Annotated in this window: 18 protein-coding genes; 13 read left to right on the top strand and 5 right to left on the bottom strand. The window is 69.3% G+C overall.

Translation table 11 applies throughout. The features are described 5' to 3' along the window. Position 1 precedes the first annotated feature (1 nt). The 6 genes from AB0H75_RS08765 to AB0H75_RS08740 all read left to right on the top strand — a co-directional run bounded on the left by AB0H75_RS08765 (position 2) and on the right by AB0H75_RS08740 (position 8368). Complete coding sequence (locus AB0H75_RS08765; protein ID WP_367792749.1) at positions 2–1351, top strand: ABC transporter substrate-binding protein; 1350 nt, start codon at positions 2–4, stop codon at positions 1349–1351. Positions 1352–1402: 51 nt separating this feature from the next. After that, the gene (locus AB0H75_RS08760; protein WP_367792746.1) at positions 1403–2314 is read left to right on the top strand and encodes a carbohydrate ABC transporter permease; all 912 of its coding nucleotides are present in this window, start codon (positions 1403–1405) and stop codon (positions 2312–2314) included. Next, entirely contained in the window at positions 2311–3219 is a 909-nt protein-coding gene (locus AB0H75_RS08755; RefSeq protein WP_367792743.1) for a carbohydrate ABC transporter permease, read from the top strand. The genes AB0H75_RS08760 and AB0H75_RS08755 overlap by 4 nt, the downstream gene beginning before the upstream one ends. 179 nt (positions 3220–3398) lie before the next feature. Next, entirely contained in the window at positions 3399–4883 is a 1485-nt protein-coding gene (locus tag AB0H75_RS08750) for a family 20 glycosylhydrolase (RefSeq protein WP_367792740.1), read from the top strand. A gap of 56 nt (positions 4884–4939) precedes the next feature. Continuing rightward, positions 4940–7327 carry a glycoside hydrolase family 2 TIM barrel-domain containing protein gene (locus AB0H75_RS08745; protein ID WP_367792737.1) on the top strand — a complete coding sequence of 796 codons (2388 nt, stop codon included), beginning with the start codon at positions 4940–4942 and terminating at the stop codon, positions 7325–7327. A gap of 33 nt (positions 7328–7360) precedes the next feature. Continuing rightward, the gene (locus AB0H75_RS08740; protein WP_367792734.1) at positions 7361–8368 is read left to right on the top strand and encodes a LacI family DNA-binding transcriptional regulator; all 1008 of its coding nucleotides are present in this window, start codon (positions 7361–7363) and stop codon (positions 8366–8368) included. A 42-nt stretch (positions 8369–8410) separates the two neighbouring features. Here AB0H75_RS08740 and AB0H75_RS08735 read toward each other — a convergent pair whose 3' ends face one another. Next, positions 8411–9841 (bottom strand): M28 family peptidase, encoded by a 1431-nt coding sequence (locus tag AB0H75_RS08735; protein ID WP_367792731.1) that lies wholly within the window; start codon positions 9839–9841, stop codon positions 8411–8413. A 305-nt stretch (positions 9842–10146) separates the two neighbouring features. Here AB0H75_RS08735 and AB0H75_RS08730 point away from each other — a divergent pair, with 305 nt between their 5' ends. Then, the gene (locus AB0H75_RS08730) at positions 10147–11319 is read left to right on the top strand and encodes an MFS transporter (RefSeq protein WP_367792729.1); all 1173 of its coding nucleotides are present in this window, start codon (positions 10147–10149) and stop codon (positions 11317–11319) included. 3 nt (positions 11320–11322) lie between these two features. Here the strand turns inward: AB0H75_RS08730 and AB0H75_RS08725 are convergent, their stop codons facing one another. The 3 genes from AB0H75_RS08725 to AB0H75_RS08715 all read right to left on the bottom strand — a co-directional run bounded on the left by AB0H75_RS08725 (position 11323) and on the right by AB0H75_RS08715 (position 16613). Further along, on the bottom strand, positions 11323–11910 hold the full coding sequence (locus AB0H75_RS08725; RefSeq protein ID WP_367792726.1) for a TetR/AcrR family transcriptional regulator: 588 nt from the start codon (positions 11908–11910) through the stop codon (positions 11323–11325). Between the two features lie 83 nt (positions 11911–11993). After that, positions 11994–15083 carry a bifunctional cytochrome P450/NADPH--P450 reductase gene (locus AB0H75_RS08720; RefSeq protein ID WP_367792723.1) on the bottom strand — a complete coding sequence of 1030 codons (3090 nt, stop codon included), beginning with the start codon at positions 15081–15083 and terminating at the stop codon, positions 11994–11996. Positions 15084–15095: 12 nt separating this feature from the next. Beyond that, a complete protein-coding gene (locus AB0H75_RS08715; protein ID WP_367792721.1) occupies positions 15096–16613 on the bottom strand; it encodes an MFS transporter in 1518 nt (505 codons plus the stop codon). Positions 16614–16712: 99 nt separating this feature from the next. Between AB0H75_RS08715 and AB0H75_RS08710 the strand changes: the two genes are divergently transcribed. Next, the gene (locus AB0H75_RS08710) at positions 16713–17342 is read left to right on the top strand and encodes a TetR/AcrR family transcriptional regulator (protein WP_367792718.1); all 630 of its coding nucleotides are present in this window, start codon (positions 16713–16715) and stop codon (positions 17340–17342) included. Positions 17343–17398: 56 nt separating this feature from the next. On the opposite strand, the gene AB0H75_RS08705 is transcribed toward AB0H75_RS08710, so the two are convergent. Continuing rightward, positions 17399–18814: an amidase gene (locus tag AB0H75_RS08705; RefSeq protein WP_367792715.1), complete on the bottom strand. Its 1416-nt coding sequence runs from the start codon at positions 18812–18814 to the stop codon at positions 17399–17401. Between the two features lie 157 nt (positions 18815–18971). Here AB0H75_RS08705 and AB0H75_RS08700 point away from each other — a divergent pair, with 157 nt between their 5' ends. The 5 genes from AB0H75_RS08700 to AB0H75_RS08680 are packed head-to-tail and all read left to right on the top strand — an operon-like array spanning position 18972 to position 24148. Next, positions 18972–20624 (top strand): ABC transporter substrate-binding protein, encoded by a 1653-nt coding sequence (locus AB0H75_RS08700; protein WP_367792712.1) that lies wholly within the window; start codon positions 18972–18974, stop codon positions 20622–20624. Continuing rightward, positions 20621–21550 carry an ABC transporter permease gene (locus AB0H75_RS08695; RefSeq protein WP_367792709.1) on the top strand — a complete coding sequence of 310 codons (930 nt, stop codon included), beginning with the start codon at positions 20621–20623 and terminating at the stop codon, positions 21548–21550. Before AB0H75_RS08700 ends, AB0H75_RS08695 begins: the two co-directional genes overlap by 4 nt. Continuing rightward, positions 21550–22386 (top strand): ABC transporter permease, encoded by an 837-nt coding sequence (locus AB0H75_RS08690; RefSeq protein ID WP_367794187.1) that lies wholly within the window; start codon positions 21550–21552, stop codon positions 22384–22386. The genes AB0H75_RS08695 and AB0H75_RS08690 overlap by 1 nt, the downstream gene beginning before the upstream one ends. Beyond that, complete coding sequence (locus AB0H75_RS08685; protein ID WP_367792706.1) at positions 22383–23345, top strand: ABC transporter ATP-binding protein; 963 nt, start codon at positions 22383–22385, stop codon at positions 23343–23345. The genes AB0H75_RS08690 and AB0H75_RS08685 overlap by 4 nt, the downstream gene beginning before the upstream one ends. Next, entirely contained in the window at positions 23342–24148 is an 807-nt protein-coding gene (locus AB0H75_RS08680) for an ABC transporter ATP-binding protein (RefSeq protein WP_367792703.1), read from the top strand. The genes AB0H75_RS08685 and AB0H75_RS08680 overlap by 4 nt, the downstream gene beginning before the upstream one ends. The last annotated feature ends 32 nt before the right edge of the window (positions 24149–24180 follow it).

The following is a 24180-nucleotide window of genomic DNA, read 5'->3' as shown; positions in this document are numbered from 1 at the left end:
CATGAGAACACTACGCACGGCGTTCGGAGCGATCACCCTGAGCGGCGTCCTGGCCCTGTCCGGATGCGGCTCACCCAGCACCACGCAGTCCACCGCCCCGGCCACCGCCAAGGCCGTCACCCAGGCCGAGATCGACAAGGCGATGAACACGCCGACCACGCTGGACTTCTGGGCATGGGTGCCGGACATCCAGAAAGAGATCGACCTGTTCCAGCAGAAGTACCCGAACATCAAGGTCAACCTCATCAACAACGCCGGGGCGACCCAGCAGTACGTCAAGCTGCGCGCCGCCTTGAAGGCCGGCAAGGGCATCCCCGATGTCGCGCAGATTGGCTACGACCGCATCCCCTCCTTCACCCAGACCAAGAGCCTGCTCGACCTCACCCCGTATGGGGCCGCCAAGCTCAAGCCGGACTTCGTCGAGAGCGCCTGGACCCAGGTCGAGCAGAACGGGGGAGTGTGGGCCATCCCGCAGGACTCCGGCCCGCTCGGCACGCTGTACCGCACCGACCTGTTCAAGAAGGCAGGCGTCGAGGCCCCGAAGACGTGGGCGGACTTCGCCACCGCCGCCCAGGCGGTCAAGTCGAAGACCGGGGCCTACATCACGAACCTGCCCGGCAACGACATGCCCCAGATCCTCGGCTTCTTCTCCCAGGCCGGCGCCACGCCCTTCTCCTACGACGGCAAGACGACCGTCAGCGTGAACCTGGACACCGAGATCACCCAGAAGGTCGTCGGCTACTGGCAGGACCTCATCGGCAAGGACCTGGTGTCCACCGACCCCGACTTCACCGACGAGTGGTACCAGGGCCTGTCCCGCGGCAAGTACGCCTCCTGGCTCACCGCGGCCTGGGGCCCGACGTTCCTGCAGGGCACCGCGAAGAACACCAGCGGCAAGTGGGCGGCCGCCGCGCTGCCGCAGTGGGAGGCCGGGCAGAGCATCTCGGCCAACTGGGGCGGCTCCTCCAACGCCGTCATGGCCGCCTCGGACAACCCCATCGCGGCGTACATGCTGGCCGAGTTCATCAACCACGACCCGTCCTCGACGCTGAAGCTGGCCAACGAGCAGTTCCTGTTCCCCACCACGAAGGCCATCCTGACCGACCCGAAGTTCACCGGGCAGAAGTCGGAGTTCTACGGCGGCCAGCAGGTCAACCAGTTCTTCGCCGACGTGGCCGGCACCGTCGCGCAGAACCAGCAGTGGCTGCCGTTCATGGACTACGTCAACTCCAGCCACGACGAGACGCTCGGCAAGGCGATCTCCGACCACGGTGACCTCAAGGCCGCCCTCACCGCCTGGCAGCAGCAGGTCGTCGACTACGCCAAGCAGCAGGGCTTCACCGTCAAGTGACCGACCGGGGGCGGGCGGACGTCCCCGCCCCACCGCACCATGAGAGCAGTCATGACAGCCCAACTCACACGCCGGCGTCGCAGCGGCGTCCGCGCCGGCCAGACCCGGACGGCGTGGCTCCTCGTCGTTCCCTTCCTCGTGGTCTTCGCGGCGTTCTTCATCGTGCCGCTGGCCTACTCGGCCTACCTCAGCACGTTCACCTCGAAACTCGTCGGCGGCGAGGTGTTCAGCGGGCTGGCCAACTACGCCAGAGCCCTTGAGGACCCGAGCTTCTGGAGCGGCCTGCGCCGCGTCGCGCTGTTCCTGCTCGTGCAGGTGCCGATCATGCTTGTCGCCTCCATCTTCTTCGCCCTCGCCCTCGACAGCGGCAGGGTCCGCGGCGGCAAGGCCGTCCGGCTGCTCATCTTCGTGCCGTACGCGGTGCCCAGCGTCGTGGCGACCCTGATGTGGGGCTACATCTACGGGGCCGACTCCGGGCTCATCACCCAGCTCTTCCACGCGGTCGGGCTGGACGCCCCGAACCTGCTGACGGCCGACACCGTGCTCGGCTCCACGATGAACATCGTCTGGTGGGAGTTCATCGGCTACAACATGATCGTCCTGTACGCGGCGCTGCGCTCGATCCCCGAGAGCCTCTACGAGGCGGCCGAGATCGACGGAGCCGGCCAGTGGCGGGTGGCGTGGAGCATCAAGCTGCCGGCGCTACGGCCCACCATCCTGCTCATGGTGATCTTCTCGATCATCGGATCGTTCCAGCTCTTCAACGAGCCCAGCCTGCTGTTCAACATCGCGCCCAACGCGATCGGGACCGACTTCACCCCGAACCTGTACGCCTACAACCTCGCCTTCCGCAGCCAGGACATCAACTACGCGGCCGCCATCGCGTTCCTCCTTGGCCTCGTCATCATGATCGTCTCGTTCGTCGTGCAGATGGCGGCGAACCGTAAGGAGCGGCAGGCATGAGCGCGACCCCCGTGAGAGCCACCACGAACAGGACGCGTCACCGCCGCCCCGTCGCGCGCGGCAAACGCCGCAGCTCGGTGCTCACCGTCCTGGTCTGGGTGACGGTGCTGTACTTCATCGTGCCGCTGCTGTGGCTGGTGCTGTCGACCACCAAGGACAACGCCGGCCTGTTCACCTCCTTCGGGCTGTGGTTCGGCGAATCCTTCGCGTTCTTCGACAACCTCGCCGCGCTGTTCCGGTTCCAGGACGGCATCTTCGCGCAGTGGCTGCTGAACACCGTCGGGTACGCGGTGATCGGCTCCGTGGGCGCGGCGGCGCTCGCGACGATGTGCGGCTACGCGCTCGCCAAGTACCGCTTCCGCGGCTCCGGCCTCGTCTTCAACGTCATCCTCGGCTCCATCATGGTGCCGTTGACCGCGCTGGCGATCCCCACGTACCTGCTGTTCGCGGCCGGCAACCTCACCGACACCCCGCTCGCGATCATCCTGCCCTCCCTGGTCAGCCCCTTCGGCGTGTACCTCATGCGGGTCTACGCCGCCGACGCCGTGGACGACAGCCTGCTGGAGGCGGCCCGGATCGACGGGGCGGGGGAGTTCCGCATCTTCCGTACCGTTGCGCTGCGGTTGCTCGGCCCCGGCATCGTGACCGTCCTGTTGTTCCAGCTCGTGGCTACCTGGAACAACTACTTCCTGCCGCTGATCATGCTGAACACGCCGTCGTACTTCCCGGTGACGGTGGGCCTGGCGCACTGGCAGAACGCCGCCGCGGCCGGCGGCGGCGGGCAGGTGCTGTTCTCCACCGTGCTCACCGGGTCGTTCGTGTCCATCGTCCCGCTGATGATCGCCTTCCTGTTCCTGCAGCGGTACTGGCAGTCCGGGCTCGCCACCGGAGGGGTGAAGGGCTGATCCTCCTCATCCGTGATCCCGTCGCATCCCCCAGATTCACATCCGACACCTCGAAAGGACAGCGGATGAAGAGTAGGTACAGAGCAGCGCGTATTCTCGCAGGGGCGCTTGTCGCCGCCATGGGAATCAGCCTCGCGATAGTGTCGCCCGTGTCGGCAACCTCATCGACGGCCCCGCCCGTGACAATCCCGGCCCTGCGCACGTGGACCGCGGGAACGGGGCAGTTCACCTTCACCGGCAAGGGCCGGGTGATCGTCCATCCTCGCGATCTGCCCAAGCTCAAGCCGGTCGCCGCCCTCCTCGCCTCCGAGCTCGGCAACCGGTTCGGCTCAACTGTCGAGGTCGTGTGCAGCGACGACGGCCCCCGCCCGGGCGACATCGTCCTGAGGCTGCAGACCGGCATCCCCGGCATCGGGGACCAGGGCTACCGGCTGGCCGTGGCCAGGAGCGCCACGGTGACGGCGGGCACCGTGGACGGAGCCTTCAACGGCACCCGCACGATCCTGCAAGCGCTGATGAACGGGGACACGATCCCCGCCGGCACCGCCGACGACTGGCCGACCTATCCCGAGCGCGGCGTCATGATCGACCTCGGGCGCATGTACTTCTCGCTGGACTGGCTCAAGGCCCGCGTCCGCGACATGGCCTACCTCAAGCTCAACACGCTGCACCTCCACCTGACCGATGACGAGGGCTGGCGCGTCGAGAGCGACCTCGGTGTGCAGTCGGCCCAGCATCTCACCAAGAACGAGATCAAGAGCCTGGTGGACTATGCGGTGAAATATCGCATCACGGTGATCCCGGAGATCGACATGCCCGCCCACCTCGGCGCGCTGCTGCAGAAGTACCCGCAGTACCGGCTCGTCGACAAGGACGGCAACGTCTCGCCAACCAAGATCGACTTCACGATTCCGGCAGCGTGGGACCTGCTGAAGAGCGTCATCATCGAGTACCTGCCGCTGTTCCCCGGCAAGTACTGGCACCTGGGTCAGGACGAGTACCTGGCCAACAGCCAGTACGCGCACTACCCGCAGCTGGAGCAGTACGCCAAGGCCACCGTCGGCCCCGACGCCACCGCCAAGGACGCAGTGATTCAGTTCGCGAACGAGATGAACGCGTTCGTCCGGAGCAAGGGCAAGATCGGGCGCGCGTGGAACGACAACGTCGGTCCCGGCACCACGATCGAGGTCGACACGAACGTCGTCATCCAGTACTGGACCGACTCCGACAGCGAGGACCTCTTCGGCCCGAACGGCCCCTACACGCCGCAGACGCTGCTCGACAAGGGCTACCAGATCGTCAACGACAGCTTCCTGCCCACCTACGCCTACCCGTCGGGCGGCCGGACGCCGCAGATCCGCGTCGGCTACCTGTACGACTCCTGGTCGGCCGAGCAGTTCTACGGCTACCTGTACCGCGACCAGGACGGCACCTACGTCAAGTACCTGCCGACCAAGACGACGGCCGTCGGAGCCCCGGGCCACCGCGGCTCCATGCTGAACGTCTGGAACAGCGGCGGAACCTGGACTCAGGACGAGGCCGCCGCGGACATCTACCCGCGCATGCGGATCATGGCGCAGAAGACATGGAACTCCCCGCAGCCCGCGGCCGACTACGCGGGCTTCCAGTCGATCACCGACCAGGTCGGCTCGCCCGGCAACTGAGTGAACGAGCCGAGGCCGCCCGCTACGGCGGGCGGCCTCCGACCAGAAGGACTTCGATGCAGCGCTTGCCCTTCAACGACGGCTGGCAGTTTCGGCAGAAGGTGAACCCCTTCGACGAACTGAGCGGCGCGGTGCCGCCCTACGTCGACGTCTACGTCCCGCACGACGCGATGATCGAACGCGAGCGCGATCCGCAGGGGGACCGGGCGGCGGCCTACTTCCCCGGGGGCACCTACGAGTACCGCAAGACGTTCACGCCTCCCGAGGGGGAGCGGATCGTCCTCGAGTTCGAGGGCGTCTACCGGGACGCGGCGGTCTTCATCAACGGCGCCTTCGCGGGGCATCGTCCTTATGGATACTCCCTGTTCACCATCGACGCCGACGAGTTCCTGCGCCCCGGCGAAGAAAACGTCATCCGGGTGGAATGTCGCAACGGACAGGATTCCCGCTGGTACACCGGCGCCGGCATCTACCGCGACGTCTGGCTGCACGTCGGCCCGCCGATCCACATTCCCCCGCACGGGCTGCGCGCGAGCGCGCCGGACATCGACGAGGCCGGCGCCGTCGTGGAGGTGGCGGTACAGGTCGCGAACGCGACCAATCGCCGCGCCACCGTGGACGTCGCCGTCAGCGTCGCAGACCCGAGCGGAGCCGAGGTCGTGTCCGGGACGGTGCCCGTCACCGTGCCTCCGCACGGCAGCTCGCTGAGCAGGCAACGCCTCTACGTCCGAACGCCCGAGCTCTGGAGCGCGGAAAACCCTGCGCTCTACACGGCCGTGGCCCGGATCGAAGGCGACAGCACAACGACGACGTTCGGCATCCGCAAGCTCCAGGTCGACCCGGTCAACGGGCTGCGCGTCAACGGCGAGACCGTCAAGTTGCGCGGCGCGTGCATCCACCACGACAACGGCATCCTCGGCGCCGCCACGATCCCCGAGGCGGAGGAACGCCGCGTCCGGCTGCTCAAGCAGGCGGGCTTCAACGCCATCCGTTCCGCTCACAACCCCATCAGCGTCGCCCTCCTCGAAGCCTGCGACCGGCTCGGCATGTACGTCATCGACGAGACCTTCGACATGTGGGCCGCCCCCAAGATGGACCACGACTACTCCCTCGTCTTCCCCGAATGGTGGGAACGCGACGTCGAGGTGCTGGTCGCCAAGGACTACAACCACCCCAGCGTGCTCATGTACTCGATCGGCAACGAGGTGACCGAGACCGGCTCACCCGCGGGCGGCCTGATCGGCCGCGCGCTCGCGGAGAAGGTGCGTGCACTCGACCCGACGCGTTTCGTGACGAACGCCATCAACGGGCTGCTCGCCGTGATGGACGACGCCAAGGCCATCGCCGCCCAGCGCGGCACCGACGCCGACGACGCCACCGGCATCAACACCCTCATGGCCGGGCCGCTCGACATCATGAACGAGATCAGCGCCTCCCCGCTCGTCACCGAGAAGACCGCCGAGTCGTTCGGCCTGCTCGACATCGCGGGCATGAACTACGTCGACTCGCGCTACGTCCTGGACAAGGAGCTGTTCCCCAACCGGGTCATCGTCGGCACGGAGACCTTCCCCACCAACATCGACCGCACCTGGGCCCTCGTGGCCGAGCACGCCCACGTGATCGGCGACTTCACCTGGACGGGCTTCGACTACCTCGGCGAGGTGGGTCTCGGCCGCGCCCAGTACCTGGCCGAGGGCGAGGAACCGTCCCACGCCCCCTACCCGTGGATCGCGGGCTGGTGCGGCGACCTCGACCTGATCGGCGAACGCCGCCCGGCCTCCTACTACCGCGAGATCGTCTTCGGCCTGCGGCGCGAGCCCTACCTCGCGGTACGGCGCCCAATCAAGGACGGCAAGGTCCTCTCCGCCGGGCCGTGGGCGTGGAGCGACAGCATCGGAAGCTGGACCTGGCCCGGACAGGAAGGCCGCACGCTCGCCGTGGAGGTGTACAGCGACGCGGATGAGGTGGAACTCTCCCAGAACGGCAAGGTGGTCGGCTCTGCGGCAGCGGGCCGAGCGAACCGCTACACCGCAGTGTTCGACGTTCCCTTCGAGCCCGGCACGTTGACGGCGACGGCCATCAGGGAAGGCGTCCGGGCGGAGACCTTCAGCCTCACGACGGCCACCGGACAACCGCGCCTGGCGGTCACGGTCGAGGACATGGCACTACACCTGTTCGCCCGCATCGCGATCGTCGACCCGTCAGGGGCCGTCTTCACGGGCGCGGACCGCGACGTGCAGGTCGAGATCGCCGGACCTGCCGAGCTTGTGGCGCTGGGCAGCGGAAACCCCGCTCCTCACCAGACCTACAAGTCCGCCCGGCACGAGACGTTCGACGGGCGGGCGCTCGCGATCGTGCGACGCACCGGTTTGGAAACGGTCGCCATCCGGGTGACGGCCGAGGGCTGCGAGCCGGCAGAGGTCCGTCTCGACGGCGGCGCTTGAGCGATGCGCGGCCCTGCTCGCCGCTCACCGGTCATGGCCGACGTGGCCGAGGCCGCCGGCGTCTCCCATCAGACGGTCTCGCGCGTGCTCAACGGTCACCCACACGTGCGCGAGGAGACGCGGGCCAGGGTGCTGCAGGCGGTCGAACGGCTCGGCTACCGCCGCAACATGCAGGCCCGTGCCCTGGTCACCCGGCGTTCGCGGACGCTCGGCGCCGTCGTGTTCGGTACGACGCTCCACGGGCCCGCAAGCACGCTCTACGGCATCGAGCAGGCGGCCCGGGCAGCCGGCTACTTCCTCAGCATCGTCACCCTGAAGACCCCAGATCGACAGGAGACGCAGGAGGCGCTGAGTCACCTGGCCGACCAGGGCGTGGGCGGGATCATCGTGGCGAGCCCGCAGCTACTGGCCGGTGCGGCGCCTGCGGGCATGCCGGTGGTCGTCATCGAGGGCGGGCACGTGGCGGAGGCGCCGGTGGCCTGCGTGGATCAGGCGGCGGGCGCGCGCTCGGTGACCGAGCACCTGCTCGCGCTGGGACACGAGACGGTGTGGCACGTCAGCGGACCACCGGACTGGTCGGAGGCGGCGAGCCGGGCGGCGGGCTGGCGGACGGCCCTCGCCGCAGCCGGCCGCACGACGCCCGAGCCGGTGCCGGGAGACTGGAGCCCGCGTTCGGGCTACGAAGCAGGACGCCGCCTGCTGCGCGAGCCGGGGGTGACCGCCGTGTTCGCGGCCAACGACCAGATGGCGCTGGGCCTGCTCCGAGCTTTCGCGGAGGTGGGAGTGAGGGTCCCCGCGCACATCAGTGTCGCGGGTTACGACGACATTCCCGAGGCCGCGTTCTTCTCGCCTCCCTTGACCACTGTCCGGCCGGACTTCGAGTCGGTCGGCCGGCAGGGCTTCGAGCTTCTGCTGGAGCTGATGGAGGGGAGACAGGCGGAGGCGCCGGAGCGTCGCGTCATCGAGCCACTGCTGATCACGAGGCAGAGTACGGCCGGTCCGGCCACTCATCGACGAGAAGAAGTCCGCTGCGATGGCTGAGGATCATCGTCAGGCGCGCCCCTGCCTCGGCACGGAGCACGTTCAGGCGGGGATCCGATCGCTGGGTGTGGTCGCGAGGTGGTCGATGATGTCGGCGAACGCTTGGGCGACGGGGGCCAGGTCGGATTTGTGGACCTTGTCGAGGGTGTCGGCCTTGTCGTAGAGGTAGAGGGGGCCGCTGATGAAGCTGATGGTCGGGATTCCGGCGTCGTAGACGAATCCCGCGTCGGTGGGGAGTTCACCGATCAGGGGGACCAGCTTGTCGCTGGGCAGGCGGATGGTCCGCTGGAGGTCATGACGGGTGATGGCGTCGTCGATGACGGTCTTCAACGGCGCGCTCACGTTCTCGAAGACGGCGCGGTATTCGGGAAGGTCGTGGATCTCAAGCTGTCCGTCCGGCCCGATCTCGGCTTGCTTGGCGATGTGTTCGAGGGTGACGTTGGCGACGATCCGATGAGGGGTGGCCGGGCGGGTGACGAAGGTCTCGACGAAGTGCTCGTGGGCCTGGTAGCCGGTCCAGTGGCTGTCCATCAGGACGAACATCAGGGTCTTGGGCCGGTGTTCTTGCGGGATCCGGCTGTAGTAGCGGGCCAGCGCCAGCACTTCGGCGGTGCCTGAGGCGTCTTCGACGCCGCCGTCCCAGGCGGCGTCGTGGTGGGACTGAATCATGATCGTGTCGGTGCTGCGGCCGGGCAGGTACCCGATCACGGTGCGGGCTGTGGTCGGAACGCGCGCGCCTTCCAGGTGCATGGTCGCATGAGCGGCGCCGGAGGCGGTCAGGGCGCGGATCCGGGCACCGGCGCGCTTGGTGACCCACAAGCCCGGGATGGTGATGCCCTCGGTGTATTCGGGGCAGATGTCGTGAGAGTCGAAGTAGTCGGCCAGGACGCCGACGAAACCGGCCGCGCCCGCGTTGATCGCCCGCTGCAGAACGTCTTCGAAGTTGGTGAGGTAGGGGTTGGCCGTGTCCAGGTCGGTTGCGTTCACGCTGTCGTGGGGGTCATGGATGAACTCGCCACCGGCCAGCAGCAAGCTCCTGGGGACGAGGAATCGCAGGTTGAACAGCACGATTCTGCCGGTGACGTCGACCTGGGCGAAGTCGTCCTCCTTTCCGTCCCCTACGTCGGCGAGCGGCGTGGACAGGCCGTCCCGGCCGGTGGAGAAGGGGCCGTTGCCGTCGTGGGCGTTGAAGGAGAACACGGCGGGAGAGTGCGGGATCGGCGTGGCACCGACGATCAGCTTCGACCGGGAGGCCCGCCAGTGGAAGGACTCGCTCTCCTGCACCTGGATGCCGGTGAGTCCGAAGTCCTTGAAGGCGCCGAGGAGGTAGTCGACGGACCGGCGGTCGTCCAGGGCGTTGGTGCCGCGCCTGCCGAAAGCCGCCAGGTCACTGACCCACGCGAAGATCGTCTCGTTGTTCGGCATGATCGCTTCCTGCGCCGTGCCGCCGGGCTGAAGGCCCTGCTTCTCCAAGGTCAGTTCCTCGTCTCTCTCCACGCCGTCCCTGTTGAGAACTGGCGATGTAGCCCTGTGCGGGGATCCGTATTGCGAGCGCTCAGCCGTTCGCCGTAAGGTTGCGACACGCTCATTATATATAACGTTCGTTACATGTAGGCGGGTGGGATGAGTAACTTGTCTGTGCCCGGTGGCCGGTTGGTGGGCCGCGTCCGGGCCGGGGGCCCGGCCGCTTGCGAGAGAAGGTGCCAGATGTCCGAGCAGTGGCCCCAGCCGGGGTCCGGCGTTCTCCTCGCCCCGGCCGCCGGACGTGAGAGAGGCCGATGAGCCGCACGTCGCCGGTCCGGGTGATCGGCGTCGGGGTGTGCGCGGCCCTGGTGGCGGGGGCCACGCTGGGCAATGTCGGCGCCAATGTGATGCCCGTCCTGCTGCCGGGGATGGCCGAGCGGTTCGACCTGTCCCACACCGCCTCGGGGGTGGTCGCGACGGTGCAGTTGCTCGCCACGGCAGTGGCGGCGCTCGTGCTGGCGCCCAGGGCGGCCCGTCCCGGCCGTACCCGCCTGGCCAGGGCCGGGCTCGTCGCCACCGTGGCGGGCTTCGTCCTGGCATCCACCGCGCCGGGCCTCGGCCTGCTCATCGCGGGCAACGCGATCGCCGGCGCCGGACTCGGCGCGGTCTGTGCCGCCGCCATGGCGGCGATCGCCGCGACCGGCGACACCGATGCGGCCTCGACCGTCACGGTGCTGGGCGGGACCGTCGTCATCGCGATCCTCATCATCGTCATCCCCATGGCCAACGACGCCTGGGGCGGTGCCGCCGCCTTCGCGTGCCTGGCGGCTTTGTGTCTCCCGGCGTACTGGCTGGTCCGTGCGTTGCCTGAGGCGGCCGAACCCGGTCGCGGTGCTTCTTCCGGCAGGCCGGTGCCGCTGGTGTTCCTGCTGGCGCTGGTGCTGCTAGGGGCGACCGAACAGGGCGCCTGGTCCTACGGTGAGGTCCTGGGCGAACACCACGCGGGCATGTCGGCTGACGCCGTCTCGATCGTGCTGTCGGTCGTCGCCGTGGTGTCGCTGGCGGGTGCCGTCCTCTGCCCGGTCGCGTGCCGCCGATTCGGGCGGCCTACGGTCATGGTGGCGTTCGTCGCGGTCGAGATCGCGGCCAAACTGGTGATCGCCGTCGTGCCCTGGGCCGTCTCCTACACCGTTGCGGCGATCATCTGGCAGGTCAGTTATATGGCGCTACTGGTCCTGGTGCTCACGGTCGCGGCTTCCGCCGATCCCAGCGGACGGTGGATCGCCGCCGCGAGCGGGGCGTCGGCGCTCGGCGCCGGTCTCGGACCGGCTCCCGTGGGCTGGATCCTGGACACCTGGGGAGCCCTCGGGCTCGGCGTGGTCCTCGCTGCGGCCACCCTGCTGGCCGCGATCCCCATCGTGCGCACGATCAGGGCCGTGAGCACCGGTCTCGCCGAGCCGCTCAAGCTCGCGGAGGCGGGGGAGTGATCTTCAGAGGGCGGCGACCGGCAGATCGATCAAGTTCATGAAGTGACGCAGGGCCTCGATCTGGCGTTCGGGGGTCCACAGTTCGGGGTGTTCGACGGTGGAGAGCACGACCCCGCTGGTCCACAGGCGGATCAGGTCGACGGTGGCATCGAGCCGGTGCCGGCCGATGAAGTCCTGGATGGCGGTCCGGATCAGCTCTCGCATCACCGGCTCGACGAGATCCAGGTAGTGCTGGATGAAGGGCTCGACGTCGCGGTGGCTGGCCAGGGCGACGCGGGCGCGTTCGATGGCCAGCGCTTCTTCGTCGATGGGCAGGAAGTACCGCACGGCGGCCTCCAGCCGATCATGCGGATCCTCGATCGCCGCCAGTTCCTCCTGGGTTGAGCGGGCGTCGTCCAGCGTCTGCTCGAGCATCTTGGTCAGTAGCGCTTCGCGGCTGGGGAAGTAGTGGGTGACCAGCGTGACCGAGCCTCCGAGCCGGTCGCTGACCGCGCGCAGGGAGAAGTTGGCGAAACCGCGCTCCCCGAGAACGCGCATGGCCGCGTTGACGATCTTCCCGCGCCGCTCGTCGTGATCGACCTGGATCGGCACCGGCACCTCCTGACGGATTCTGTTATACAACGAAGATTACATCCTCGGGCGATCAGAGGATGCCGGTCCCGTGGCGGACGACCTCAGTACACGTCCGTCGCGTAGCGTCCGGCCTTGCGGAGCTCCTCCAGCCACGCAGTGCCGTCCTGGCCATCCGCGATGGTCGCGCCGATGCGCCGGAGCGTCTCTTCGACGGCGTGTCCCATGCCCGCCGCATCGCCGCAGACGTAGATGTGCGCCCTCTCGCTGATCAGCGCGCGCACGTGCTCGCGCTGTTCCCAAAGCCGGTCCTGAACGTAGCGGCGGTCGCCGTCACCTGGTTGGGAGTAAGCCCGGTGGACCTCAAGACGACCGGCTTCCTCGTACGGGGCGAACTCGGCGGCATACAGGTCGTCCTCTTCGGGGTGCCGGCAGCCGAAGAAGAGCACGGTCTGCCCGGCTGCGGCGGCGGTCATGCGCGCCCGGATGAAGCCGCGGAACGGCGCGATGCCCGTACCGGCGGCGATCATGACGATCGGGGTGCCGGCGTCAGCCGGGGGCCGGAAGGTGTCCGGAGGGGAGGCGACGGTGGCGACGATGCGATCACCGGGGCGAACGCGCTGCAGGTAGCTCGATGCCGTGCCGCGGAACGTGCCTGCTCCCGACCGGGCCGGGCCTTCCAGCACCGACACGGTCAGCGCCGCCTCGCGCTGCTCTTCGGCGGCGGAGCTGATGGAGTACTGGCGCGGCCGGGGCGCCGGCAGCAGTTCGAGGGCGAGGGCGAGGTCCACCTGGCACGAGGCGAACCGCTCAAGTAGGTCGAGCAGCGTCACTCGGGGGCGGAGGACGTGCTCGGTATGGTCGTCGCCGGCGAGGCGTTCGAGCTCCAGCCGTTCCGGCGGGCAGCCGGTCGTCCGGGCCAGCCGGGCCACGACGCCTGGAGAGGCCGGGGCAGCCAGGTCGGTGTGCCGGGTCAGCAGGTCGTCCACGCGCAGTGCCCGTCCGATCGGGATCGATCCTTGTGGTACGTCCGACTCGATGGTGATGAGCCGGTCCGCGCGCGTGCCGAGGCGTTCGATCATCCTGGTGACCAGGCCGGGGTCGTTGCAGGGCAGGATCGAGAGGTAGTCGCCAGTGCGGTAGCGCATGCCGTCGGGCAGGCGGAGCTCCAGATGCCGCTTGGACCCGCGGCCGGGAGGGCGGACGAGCTCGCGGTTCTCCAGCACGACCGCGGTCGGGTGGCTCGCCTCCTGCTCGCCTTCCGCCTCGATGACGCGGAAGCGGGGACCGCTCTGCGCGATCGCTTCGACGCGGTACTCGGCGGACAGGAGGGGCCACAGCGGTTCGTACCAGCGTTCCCAGTCGCCGAAGAAGTCGGTACGGGCGTCGATCGCGCCGCGGTCCCGGATCCGGCGCGCCCCCGCGGCGGCCATCGCGTCGTCGACGAGGGTGGGAACGCGCTGGTAGGTGGCCGCCCAGTCCAGGCTGCCGCAGCCGAGGACGAGGTAGTGAACGCCGCTCAGGTCAGGTTCTTCCGTGGTGAGCCAGGTGAGGAAGCGGCGTGCGTTGTCGGGCGGGGTGCCGTTGTAGGAGGAGGTGACGATGGCCACCGGCCCGGTCGTGGGCAGGCGTCCGGCGTATTCGTCCAGCGGCGCCACGGTCGTGCTCCAGCCGCGCAGGGTCCCGTCGGCGGCGATCGTGCGGGCCAGGCTCTCGCCGCTTCCGCCGTTCGAGCCGTACAACACCAGCAGCGGGGTGCCGTGGCCGGGGATGTCCGTGTTCGCCGGGGAGGGTGGTGCCGGCCTGCGCGGGCGGGCGCGACGGGGGGTGGCACGGATGGCGAAGTTCTTGGGTTTGATCGTCAAGGACTCTTGGATGACCAGGTCGTAATCGGGGTCGGCGAGTTCGAGGTCGAAGCGCTGCAGCATCATGGCCAGAACCAGCGTGGCCTCCTGGAGCGCGAAGGGGCGGCCGATGCAGGCGCGGGCGCCGTGGCCGAACGGCATCCACGCGTACTCGGGGATCTCGGTCATCCGCTCGGGGGCGAAGCGATCGGGGTCGAAGCGGTCGGGGGAGTGCCAGACGGCGGGGTCGCGGTGGAGCGTGGGGAGCATGATGAGCACGTCCTCGCCCTTGCGCACGGTGTACCCGCCCAGGGTGGTGTCCTGGCCGGGGGTGAGCGCGAAGGCGGGCGCGGTGGGGTGCAGGCGCAGCGTCTCGCGGAGGATCTGGCCGAGGTATCCGAGGTTCGCGAGGTCGTCGAAGCGGGGGGTGCGCTCGCCCAGGACCTCGTCCACGGTCTGCTGGGCCCTGCGCAGCACGTGGGGGTGGGTGAGCAGCTCGTATGTGACGAAGGAGAGCAGGCCGGAGGTCGTCTCGTGACCCGCGATCAGGAAGGTCGCCAGCTGGTACTGGATGTTGTCCGCCGGCAGCTTCGCACCGGTGACGGGATCTACCGCGGTGAGCATGCGTTCGAGCAGGTCGTCGGGGCGGGCGTGGGAGGGTTGCGCGGTGCGTGCCGCGACGATCTCCTCGGTGATGCGGCGCATGGTCGCGATGTCGTCCCGGTAGCGGCGGTTGGTCCTGAACAGCAGCGGCTGCAGGGCGGCCGGCCGTTCGCTGCGGGCGCCGGCTTCGACGAGGCTGCGCACCATGGCCCCGACGAACGGGTGCAGCTTCTCGGAGTAGAAGGAGTTGAGCCGGAGGTCGAAGGCGCACAGCGCGATCGTGTCCAGGGTCAGGCGGGTCATGTCGTCGGGGACGTCGATGCGGGTGTCCGGCCCGAAGCGCTCCCAGCGGGTGAACAGCTGCTCGGCGATGTCGAGCATGGCGGGGAAGTAGTCCTTCATCGCGACCGGCCCGAAGGCGGGCATGAGGAGGCGGTGGGCGATCGCCCAGTTCGGCTCATGGTTGTAGGCCGTGAACAGGCCGTCGCCACCGAAGGCGCGCACCTCCTCCAGCGCCGCGTGGACCGACTTGGCCCACAGCGGGCTGGAGCACATCTCCGCGACCAGCTCGTAGCTCGATGCGAAGATCATGCGTTCACCGGCGACGGTCAGCGCGAAGATCGCGCCGTACCTGCTGTGGTACTCCTCGGCGAAGTCGACGCTCGTCTCGGCGGACGTGGTCAGCACGTCGGCCAGGTTGCCCAGCAGCGGCAGGGCCTTCGGCCCGGGGATCTCGACCGCGGACATGGGGAGCTCCTTTCAGTGGCGGTGGCGCCGGAGGGTGACGATCGCGGCGACGGCGGTGGCGCCCACGATGAGCGCGGCGGTCGTGAAGGTCTGAGCCATGGCGTCGACGAAGGCGCCGTTGACGACGGAGAGGAAAGGGCCGGCCTGCTCGGGTGGTAGCTGGGCGGCGGCCTGGTTCGCGGCGCCGAGGGTCTGCGTGGCGGCGTCGGTGATCGCGCGCGGCGTCCCGGCGGGCAGGCTCTGGAGGGCCTGGTCGCGGTAGAGGCCGGCGCCGATGCTGCCCAGGACGGCGGTGCCCAGGGCGCCGCCGATCTCGTACGCCGTCTCGCTGATGCCCGCCGCGGCCCCGGCTTTCGCCTCGGGCGCGGTGCCGATGATGACGTCGTTGGTGAGCGTGTCGGCCAGTCCGACCCCGACGCCGAGCAGCGCCCCGCCGGCGAAGGCGAGAGCCATGACCTCGTCGGCGCCCAGCAGGCTCAGCAGCAGGTATCCGCCGGCCGCGGCGGCCAGCCCCAGGCCGATCACCCAGCCCGCGGGAACGCGGCGGGCGACGGCCGGGACGGTGAGCGCGCCGAGGATGGCCCCTGCGGCCAGTGGCAGTGACCACAGCCCGGCCTCCAGCGGCGAGTGCCCCAGAACGAGCTGGACGTACTGCGGGAAGAAGTACATGACGCCCGTCATGGCGAACACTCCGGCGATGTTGGCGAACACCGCGACGGTGAACGGCAGCGACCGGAAAAGCCCCACGTCGATCAGGGGATGAGTCAGGCGCCGCTGCCGGACGACGAAAAGCGCCGCGAGCAGCACCCCGCCAAGCAGCGCGGCGATCGGAGCGAGGCCCCAGCCGTGCTCGCCCGCCCGTTTGAAGCCGAAGATCAGCGCGAGGACGGCGGCGATCAGCATGAACGCCGAGACGACGTCGAACGGGCCCGGGTTCGGGTCCTTGGACTCGGGCAGCAGGAACGGCCCCGCGAGGAGCAGCAACGCCATGACCGGCAGGTTGATCAGGAACACCGATCCCCACCAGAAGTGCTCCAGGAGCAGGCCACCCACGATCGGCCCGAGCCCGGCGCCGCCGGCGAAGGCGGCGGCCCAGACCGAGATGGCACGGCGGCGTTGAGCGGGGTCGGGGAAGATGTTGCGGATCAGCGACAGCGTGGACGGCATCAGGGTGGCGCCGCCGAGCCCCAGCAGCGCGCGGGCCAGGATGAGCACCTCCGCGCTCCAGGCGAAGGCCGCCAGCGCCGAGGCGGCGCCGAACGCCAGCGCACCGGTCAGCAGCAGGCGGCGGCGCCCGATCCGGTCGCCGAGCGACCCCATGAGGATCAGCAGCCCGGCCAGGAACACGCCGTACACATCGATGATCCACAGCAGCTGCGTCGCCGTCGGGGCCAGCTCCTCGCTGAGCACGGGCACCGCCATCGACAGCACGGTCAGGTCGATGCTCATCAGCAGCACCGGCACGGTCAGCGCGGCCAGGGCCCAACACTGGCGAGCCCTGACCGGTCTCGAATTCTTGGTCACGGTCATGTGAATGCGCTCCTTCGCGATGACCCTGACCATAAGTTGGCCAGATGGCCAAGTCAAACGGCCGAGTCGTGTGGCCAAGTTCCTGGCTATCCTGAAGGCATGGCTACGGCACCGGTGGACAAGGCGACGAAGAAGCACGTCAGCGCGGACGTCCGGCGCGAGTTGCTGGTGGCCGCGGCGCTACGGGTGATGAAACGCGACGGCATCGCCGCCGCCACGACGCGGGCGATCTGCGCGGAGGCGGGCATGCCGCACGGCGCCTTTCACTACTGCTTCCGCGGCAAGCACGAGCTCTACGCCGCCCTGCTGTCCACCGACATCAACATCGGCCTGGACGCCGCCTGGCCGGCCATCACGCCCGAAGCCGAGCCCGTCGAGAACATCCGGACTCTGCTACGCGCCTACTGGGCAGTCGTGGAGACCGATCCTGAGGCGCAGCTCGTTCTGAGCGAACTGGTCAATTTGGCTTTGCGGGATCCGGAACTGAGCGAACTGCCGGCTTGGGAGCACCGGGCGTACCTCGACAAGACCGTGTCCTACCTGGAGCGCTTCGCGGACGAGGCGCGCCTGGAGCCGACCGTCGACACGCGGCTCCTCGCCGAGATGATCAACTCGATGGTGAGCGGCGTGATCTCCTCCTGGGCCTCCCACCGTGACAACGCCCTCGCCTTGGAGACCCTCGACACCTTCGCCGCCCTCCTCGCGACCCTCACTCGCCCGCGCCGATGAGCGGAGAACGACGAAAGGCCGGGATCTGAGGTGGGATCCCGGCCGTTGTCCGCCTCTCAGAGGGCGGGGTGGCGAGTGTGCCAGCCGGTCGCGCGCTGGTAGCGGGCGGCCACCGAGATCACGTCGGCGTCGGCCCACAGGCGGCCGATGAACTGCAGGCCGATCGGCAGGCCGTCGGCGTCGAAGCCGCCGGGCACGGAGATCGCGGGAAGCCCGGCGTGGCTGGGCGGCTCGGTCATCGAGTGGATCAGCAGGCCGAGCGGCGGAACCTCCTGCCCGTCGACCAGGCGGGTCGGGCCGGCGGCTCCGTCGTGTGGGAAGGCCGGGACGGGGGTCGTGGGGGTCACCAGGACGTCGGCGCCGGTCATCGCGGCGGCGAAGGCGTTGTAGATCTCGGTCTTGCCGCGCCGGAAGGCGGCGCTGACCTGCCGCCCCGTGACACTCTTGGCTCGCTCGGCCACTTCCGCGATCATCGGCCACAGCTCGACGCCGCCGGCCCGCATCTCCTCGGCGAACTCCAGGTACTCGTATCCGTTGAGGTGGTCGAAGAACAGCATCGTGTCGGGCAGTTCGATGCCGACTTCCTCGACGGTGGCGCCAGCGGCGCGCATGTCGTCCAGTGCCTGGGTGAAGAGCCTGCGCACATCGGGGTCGAGGACCTTTTGTCCGAGGTCGTAGCAGGCGGCGACGCGCACCCCGGTCAGGTCGCCGGGGGTCAGGGCGGCCTCGACGTAACTGCGGGTGTCGCGGGGCACGGAGAACCGGTCGGAGGGGTGGTGGCCCGCGGTCGCCTCGAACACCATCGCCGCGTCCAGCACGGTCCGGGCGATGGGGCCGTCGGTGCTGTCGCCGTCGGTGTTGTCGGCGGTGGGGATGCGGCCGATGGACGGCTTGATGCCCACGGCGCCGCACAGCGACGACGGCACGCGGATGGACCCGCCGCCGTCCGAACCCCAGGCGACCGGGCCGACGCCCGCGACGACGGCAGCGGCCGCACCGCCGCTGGAGCCGCCCGCGTTGTAGCCCGGCCGCCAGGGAGTGCTGGTCGAGCCCGTCAGCTTGCTCTCGGTCACCCCGAGCAGCCCGAACTCCGGGGTCGTGGTCTTGCCCAGCAGGATCACGCCCTGTTCCTTCAGTCGCGCCCAGCCGATCGCGTCCTCCTCCGGCACGTAATCGGCGAAGGCCGCGCAGCCGTAGGTGGTGCGCACTCCGGCCGTCTCGGCGAGGTCCTTGACCGTCATCGGCACCCCGAACAGCGGCGGCAGGTCCTCGCCTGACCGCAGCCTTTCCTCGGCCGCCTTGGCCTGCTCGCGGGCCTGGTCGGCGGTCACGGTCACCATCGCGTTGATCTTCGGGTTGACGCTCTCCAGCCGCTCCAGCACGGCCTCGACGACCTCCACCGGTGACACCTGGCGGGCCCGGTAGAGCTCGCCGAGCTCCCGGGCGCTCTTCCAGAACAACTCCTCCGACATGGGGTGCATCTCCTTCAGACGGGCTTGTGTGACGTAGCGAACAACACATCGCTGTGGTTTAGCAAGAGATGTCTTGTGGGTTATACGACAACCGTTATATGTTCACGGTCATGTCACCGGCATGACCTAGGTCACATGCAGGAAGTCAGGAGATGCCATGGACCTTGCCCAGAGCGCCGGGAGCCGTCTCATGTTCGCGGCCATGGCCCTGATCGTGAGCACCACGGTGGCCGCTTGCGGCGGAAGCCCTACCGAGGTCCCCGCCGCCCCCACGATCGATCCCGCGAAGCTCATCTCCTCCCTCCCGGCCGCCAAGGGGGACGTCGACAATGTCGTCTGGAATCTCACGGCAGGCGAACCCGACACCCTGGACCCGCGCAACGCCGCGAACTACAGCTCCGGGCAGATCGTCAAGAACGTGTGCGACTCGCTGCTCGCCGTGAAACCCGACTTCAGCACCGGCCCCGGCCTGGCCACCCTGGATCAGCGCTCGCCCACGGAGCTGGTCTTCACCCTCCGCGACGGCATCACCTTCTCCGACGGAACCCCGGTGACGGCCGACGACGTCGTCTACAGCCTGAAACGCTCGGCCGACCCCGCCTCCGTCGTGAGCTTCGTCTTCCTCTATGTCGAGGCGATCAAGAAGACCGGTGACAAGGAGGTCACGGTCACCTTCAAGCAGCCCGACGCGCTGTTCGCCGGCGGCATGGCGACGATCTCGGGGGCCGTCGTCAAGAAGGAGTGGGCAGAACGGGCCAGGGAGAACGTGGGCACGCCATCGGGCGGGCTGGTGTGCAGCGGCCCGTTCACCCTGGGGGAGTGGCGAAGCGGCAGCGGCCTCACCCTCAAGCGCAACGACTCCTACTGGAACAAGGAGCTGCGGCCGTTCGCCAAACAGGTCGCCTTCACGTTCGTCACCGACGCGACCGCCGTGGCCCGGGCACTGGACGCGGGAGAGATCGACGGCGCCTACGAACTGCCCGTCACCGCCGTGCCGAGCCTGCGCAAGTCGCAGAAGGGCCGGCTGGTCTTCGGGCCGTCCACGCAGAGCGTCTCGCTCGGCGTCGCCCGCCCCGACGGTCCGCTGGCCGACAACAAGCTCCGCCAGGCGCTGCAGCGGGCCGTCGATCGCGAGGGCCTGGCCAAGGTGGTCTTCCAGGGCGCCGCCGAGGCGAACTACACCCTGCTTCCCCCGGCCACGTGGCCGAACGCCCAGCGTGATCTCTACCGTGCGGCCTACGACAAGTACGTCAAGGAACGCGCCTACGACATCAACGCGGCCAAGACCCTGGTTCAGGGGTCGTCGTACAAGGGCGAGCCGGTCGTCCTCGCCACGATGGCCGGTGACGAGACGATGTCCAGAACGGCCCAGCTCGTGCAGCAGCAGGCCAAGGCCATCGGAGTGACCATCAAGATCCAGACCATGCAGCCCCTGGTCTGGGCCGAGGCCGGCTACGACGCGTCCAAGCGCCAAGGCGTGGACCTGATGCTGAGCAGCAACTTCAACGCCGGTCAGAATCCCCTCGAACCGCTGGGCTTCGACCTGCTGCCGGGCCAGCCGTACAACTACACCGAATACGACAATGCCGAGGTCACCAAGCTGCTGACGGAAGCCAGGCAGACGCTCGACCCGGTGGAGAGCGCCCAGAAGATCATCAAGGCGCAGGAGATCTACGAACCGAACGCGAGCACCGTCCCGTTGTTGTCGACCAACACCATCACCTTCCTGAACCACCGACTGACGGGCGCGGTGACGTCCTTCGCCTACTGGTCGATGCCGCAGATGGCCTACGTCGGAGCCGCAGGATGAGGCGGACCATCGGCGCGGTGTCCGGCGCTCTGGCCACGATCGTGGCCGCTTCCTTCGTGATCTACGCCGGGCTGTCCGTGGCACCGGGCGACCCTGTCGCCAGGATCCTCGGCCCGCGGGCGACCGACGAGGCGCGGGCGGCCGTGCGAGCACAGCTGGGGCTGGACGACCCGCTGCTGGAGCGCTACTGGCACTGGCTGACCGCCGCCCTGCAGGGTGACCTGGGCAGGTCGTTGACCTACCGGCAGGAGGTGGCCGGGCTGCTGGGGCCGCGCCTTGAGACCACGCTGATGCTCGTCGCCATGGCGGCGTCGCTGGTGCTGGTCGTCGGGGTCGCCGTCGGGGTGGCGGGTGGTGTCGCCCGCCGGGGGCGGCCGGTCGTGGCGGGGCTCGTCGCCCTGGGCGTCGCTGTGCCGAGCTTCGTCGCGGCCAACCTCCTCATCGGGGTGTTCGCCGTCCAGCTCGGCTGGTTCCCGACGTACGGGGCCGGTGACGGTTTCTGGGACAAGATGTGGCATCTGACGCTGCCGGCCGTCGCCCTGTCGATCGGGTACGGCGCCTACGTCGCCCAGCTCACCTCCGCCGCGGTCGAGGAGGAGTCGGGCAAGGAGTACGTGGAGACGAGCCGGGGCCGCGGCATCCCCGCCGGGATCATCGTGCGCCGGCACGTGCTGCGCAACGCCGCGCTGCCCGTGCTGACGGCCTCCGGCCTGGCCGTCGCGGGCCTGGTCTCCGGGACGCTGATCGTGGAGCAGGCGTTCGGCGTGGACGGCATCGGGGCGCTGCTGGTGCAGAGCGTCTCCAGCAAGGACTACGACGTGGTCACCGCGGTCAGCCTCCTCATCGTCATCGTCTTCGTCGTCATGACCACGATGATCGACGTGGTGCAGGTGGCGCTCGACCCGCGCGAGAGAGCGGGTACGTGATGGCGCTCGCCTGGAGCAGAGTGGTGCCGCGCGCGGCCGGTGCGGGCAGCCCGCTGCTGCTGGTCTCCGGCGCCGCGGCGGGCCTGCTCACCCTGCTGGCCGTCGTGGGTCCCTGGCTCACGCCGTACGAGGCCGACGCCACCGACGTGCTGGCCGCGAGCCAGGGACCGGGCGCGCAGCACTGGCTCGGCACCGACTCCCTGGGCCGGGACATCTTGTCCCGCGCGCTGGCCGGCGCCCGGCTCAGCTTCGCGGGGCCGGCCCTGGTCGTGCTGATCAGCGCGGTGCTCGGCACCGCGCTGGCCCTGTTCAGCGCCTGGCACGGCGGCTGGGTGGACCGGGCCTGCAACCGGCTGCTGAACGTCATGTTCGCCGTGCCCGGCATCCTGGTGGCCGTGCTGTCCTCGGCGGTGTTCGGCGCCGGGTTCTGGGCGCCGGTGCTCGCACTCGGCCTCGTGTACGCGCCGTACATGGCCCGGGTGGTACGCAGCGTGGCCGTGCGGGAGCGGCACCGCGGCTACGTGGAGAGCCTCCAGCTCGCCGGCATGTCGCCGCTGCGGATCGGGCTGCGGCACCTGCTGCCCAACGTGTTCCCCATCCTGCTGGCCCAGGCCACCTACGGGTTCGGCACCGCGCTGGCCGACTTCGCCGCCGTCTCCTTCCTCGGGCTGGGCATCCAGCCGCCCGAGGCCGAATGGGGAGTCATGGTCGCCGAGGGTCGGTCGGAACTGCTGGACGGAGCCGTGCAGCAGAGCCTGGTCGCCGGGACGTTGATCGTCGTGACCGTGGTGGCGTTCAACGTCCTCGGCGCGCAACTGGCAGGAGGCCGTCGATGAGCAGTCTGCTGGCCGTGCGCGAGCTGTATGTCAAGGTGGCGGATCGCGTTCTGGTCGACGGGGTGAGCGTCACGGTCGGCGCCGCCGAGTCGGTCGGGCTCGTGGGGGAGTCCGGGTCGGGCAAGTCGTTGACGATCAAGGCGGCCATGCGTCTGCTGCCCCGCGGGCTGAAGGCGTCCGGCGAGATCGTCTTCGACGGCCAGGATGTCCTCACCTCCTCCCGCAAGGAGCTGGCCCGCTACCGTGCCGGTGACGTGGGCCTGATCCACCAGGACCCCCGCGCGCACATCAACCCGAGCCGGACCATCGGCCAGTTCGTCACCGAAGGCGTGGTCGACACCGGGCAGATGACGGCGGCGCAGGCACGGGAGGCGGCCTGCGCCCTCATGCGGGACGTCGGCATCGGCGACGCGGAACGGCGCATGCACCAGTACCCGCACCAGCTCTCCGGCGGACTGCTGCAACGGGTCATGATCGTCGCGGCGCTGCTGCCGGGCCCACGGCTCATCTTCGCCGACGAGCCGACCACCGCTCTGGACGTCACGGTGCAGTCGGAGGTCATGGCCATCCTGCTGGAGCAGATCCAGGACCAGGGCCGCAGCCTGCTGTTCGTCACCCACGACCTCGACCTCGCCGCCGCCGTCACCGATCGGCTCGCCGTGATGTACGCCGGGACGATCGTCGAGACCGGCCGCTCCGAAGAGCTCTGCGCCCGGCCGCTGCATCCCTACACGGCCGGCCTGCTGCGCTCTCGCCCGTCGACCACGCAGGTCCGCCGCCTTGAGGCGATTCCCGGACGGCCGATCGCCGCCTACGAAGTAGGCACCGGTTGCCCCTTCTCCGGCAGGTGTGCCTTCACCGAGGACCGCTGCCGGATCGAACGTCCGGCGCGGCGGGAGCTGGAAGGGCGGGAAGTGGCCTGCCATCGGGCCGAAGAGCTGCGGGAGTGTGTCTCATGAGCGCGCTGCCACGTGACGAGGACTGCACGGTCAGCCCGGCAGGGATCGACGGCGCGCCGGTGCTGGAGGTGCGCGGCCTGTCGAAGACCTTTCCTGTGCGCCGGGCACCCTCGCACGTCGCCCTGCGGGACGTGAGCTTCTCGATCGCCCGCGGCACCTGCCTGGCACTGGTCGGAGAGTCGGGCTCGGGCAAGACGACCGCCGCCCGGATCATCGCGGGCCTGGAGCGGGCGACCTCGGGAACGGTGGTGCTCAACGCGGCACGACGGGTCCAGATGGTCTTCCAGGACCCGTACGGCTCGCTCGACCCTCGCCAGACGATCGGCGCCGGCCTGCACGAGCTGCTGTCGCTGCACGGCGTGCGCCGCCGCGAACGCGCCGAGCGAGTGACCAAGCTGCTGCACGACGTGGGGCTGGACGAACGGCACGCCGGGCAGCGGCCGAAGTCGTTGTCGGGCGGCCAGCGCCAGCGTGCGGCCATCGCGCGCGCCCTCGCCCTGGAGCCGGCGCTACTCATCCTCGACGAAGCCGTCTCGGCTCTGGACGTCAGCGTGCAGGCCCAGGTGCTCAACCTGCTGGCCGACATCCGCGAACGCAGCGACATCAGCTACCTGTTCGTCTCCCACGACCTGGCGGTCGTCCGGCAGGTGAGCGACACCTGCGTGGTGCTCCAGCACGGTCGCGTGGTGGAGCAAGGACCGACGGCCGACGTCCTGGACCGCCCGGAACAGCCCTACACCCGGGCGCTCATCGACGCGATCCCACGACCGGGCTGGCGCCCTGGCCGCCGGACGGATAGATAATACAACGCTTGTTATGTAACATAGACAACATA

The sequence above is a fragment of the Nonomuraea sp. NPDC050783 genome (genome assembly GCF_040802095.1).
Lineage (GTDB): Bacteria > Actinomycetota > Actinomycetes > Streptosporangiales > Streptosporangiaceae > Nonomuraea.
This window is presented reverse-complemented; position numbering and strand designations above follow the sequence as displayed.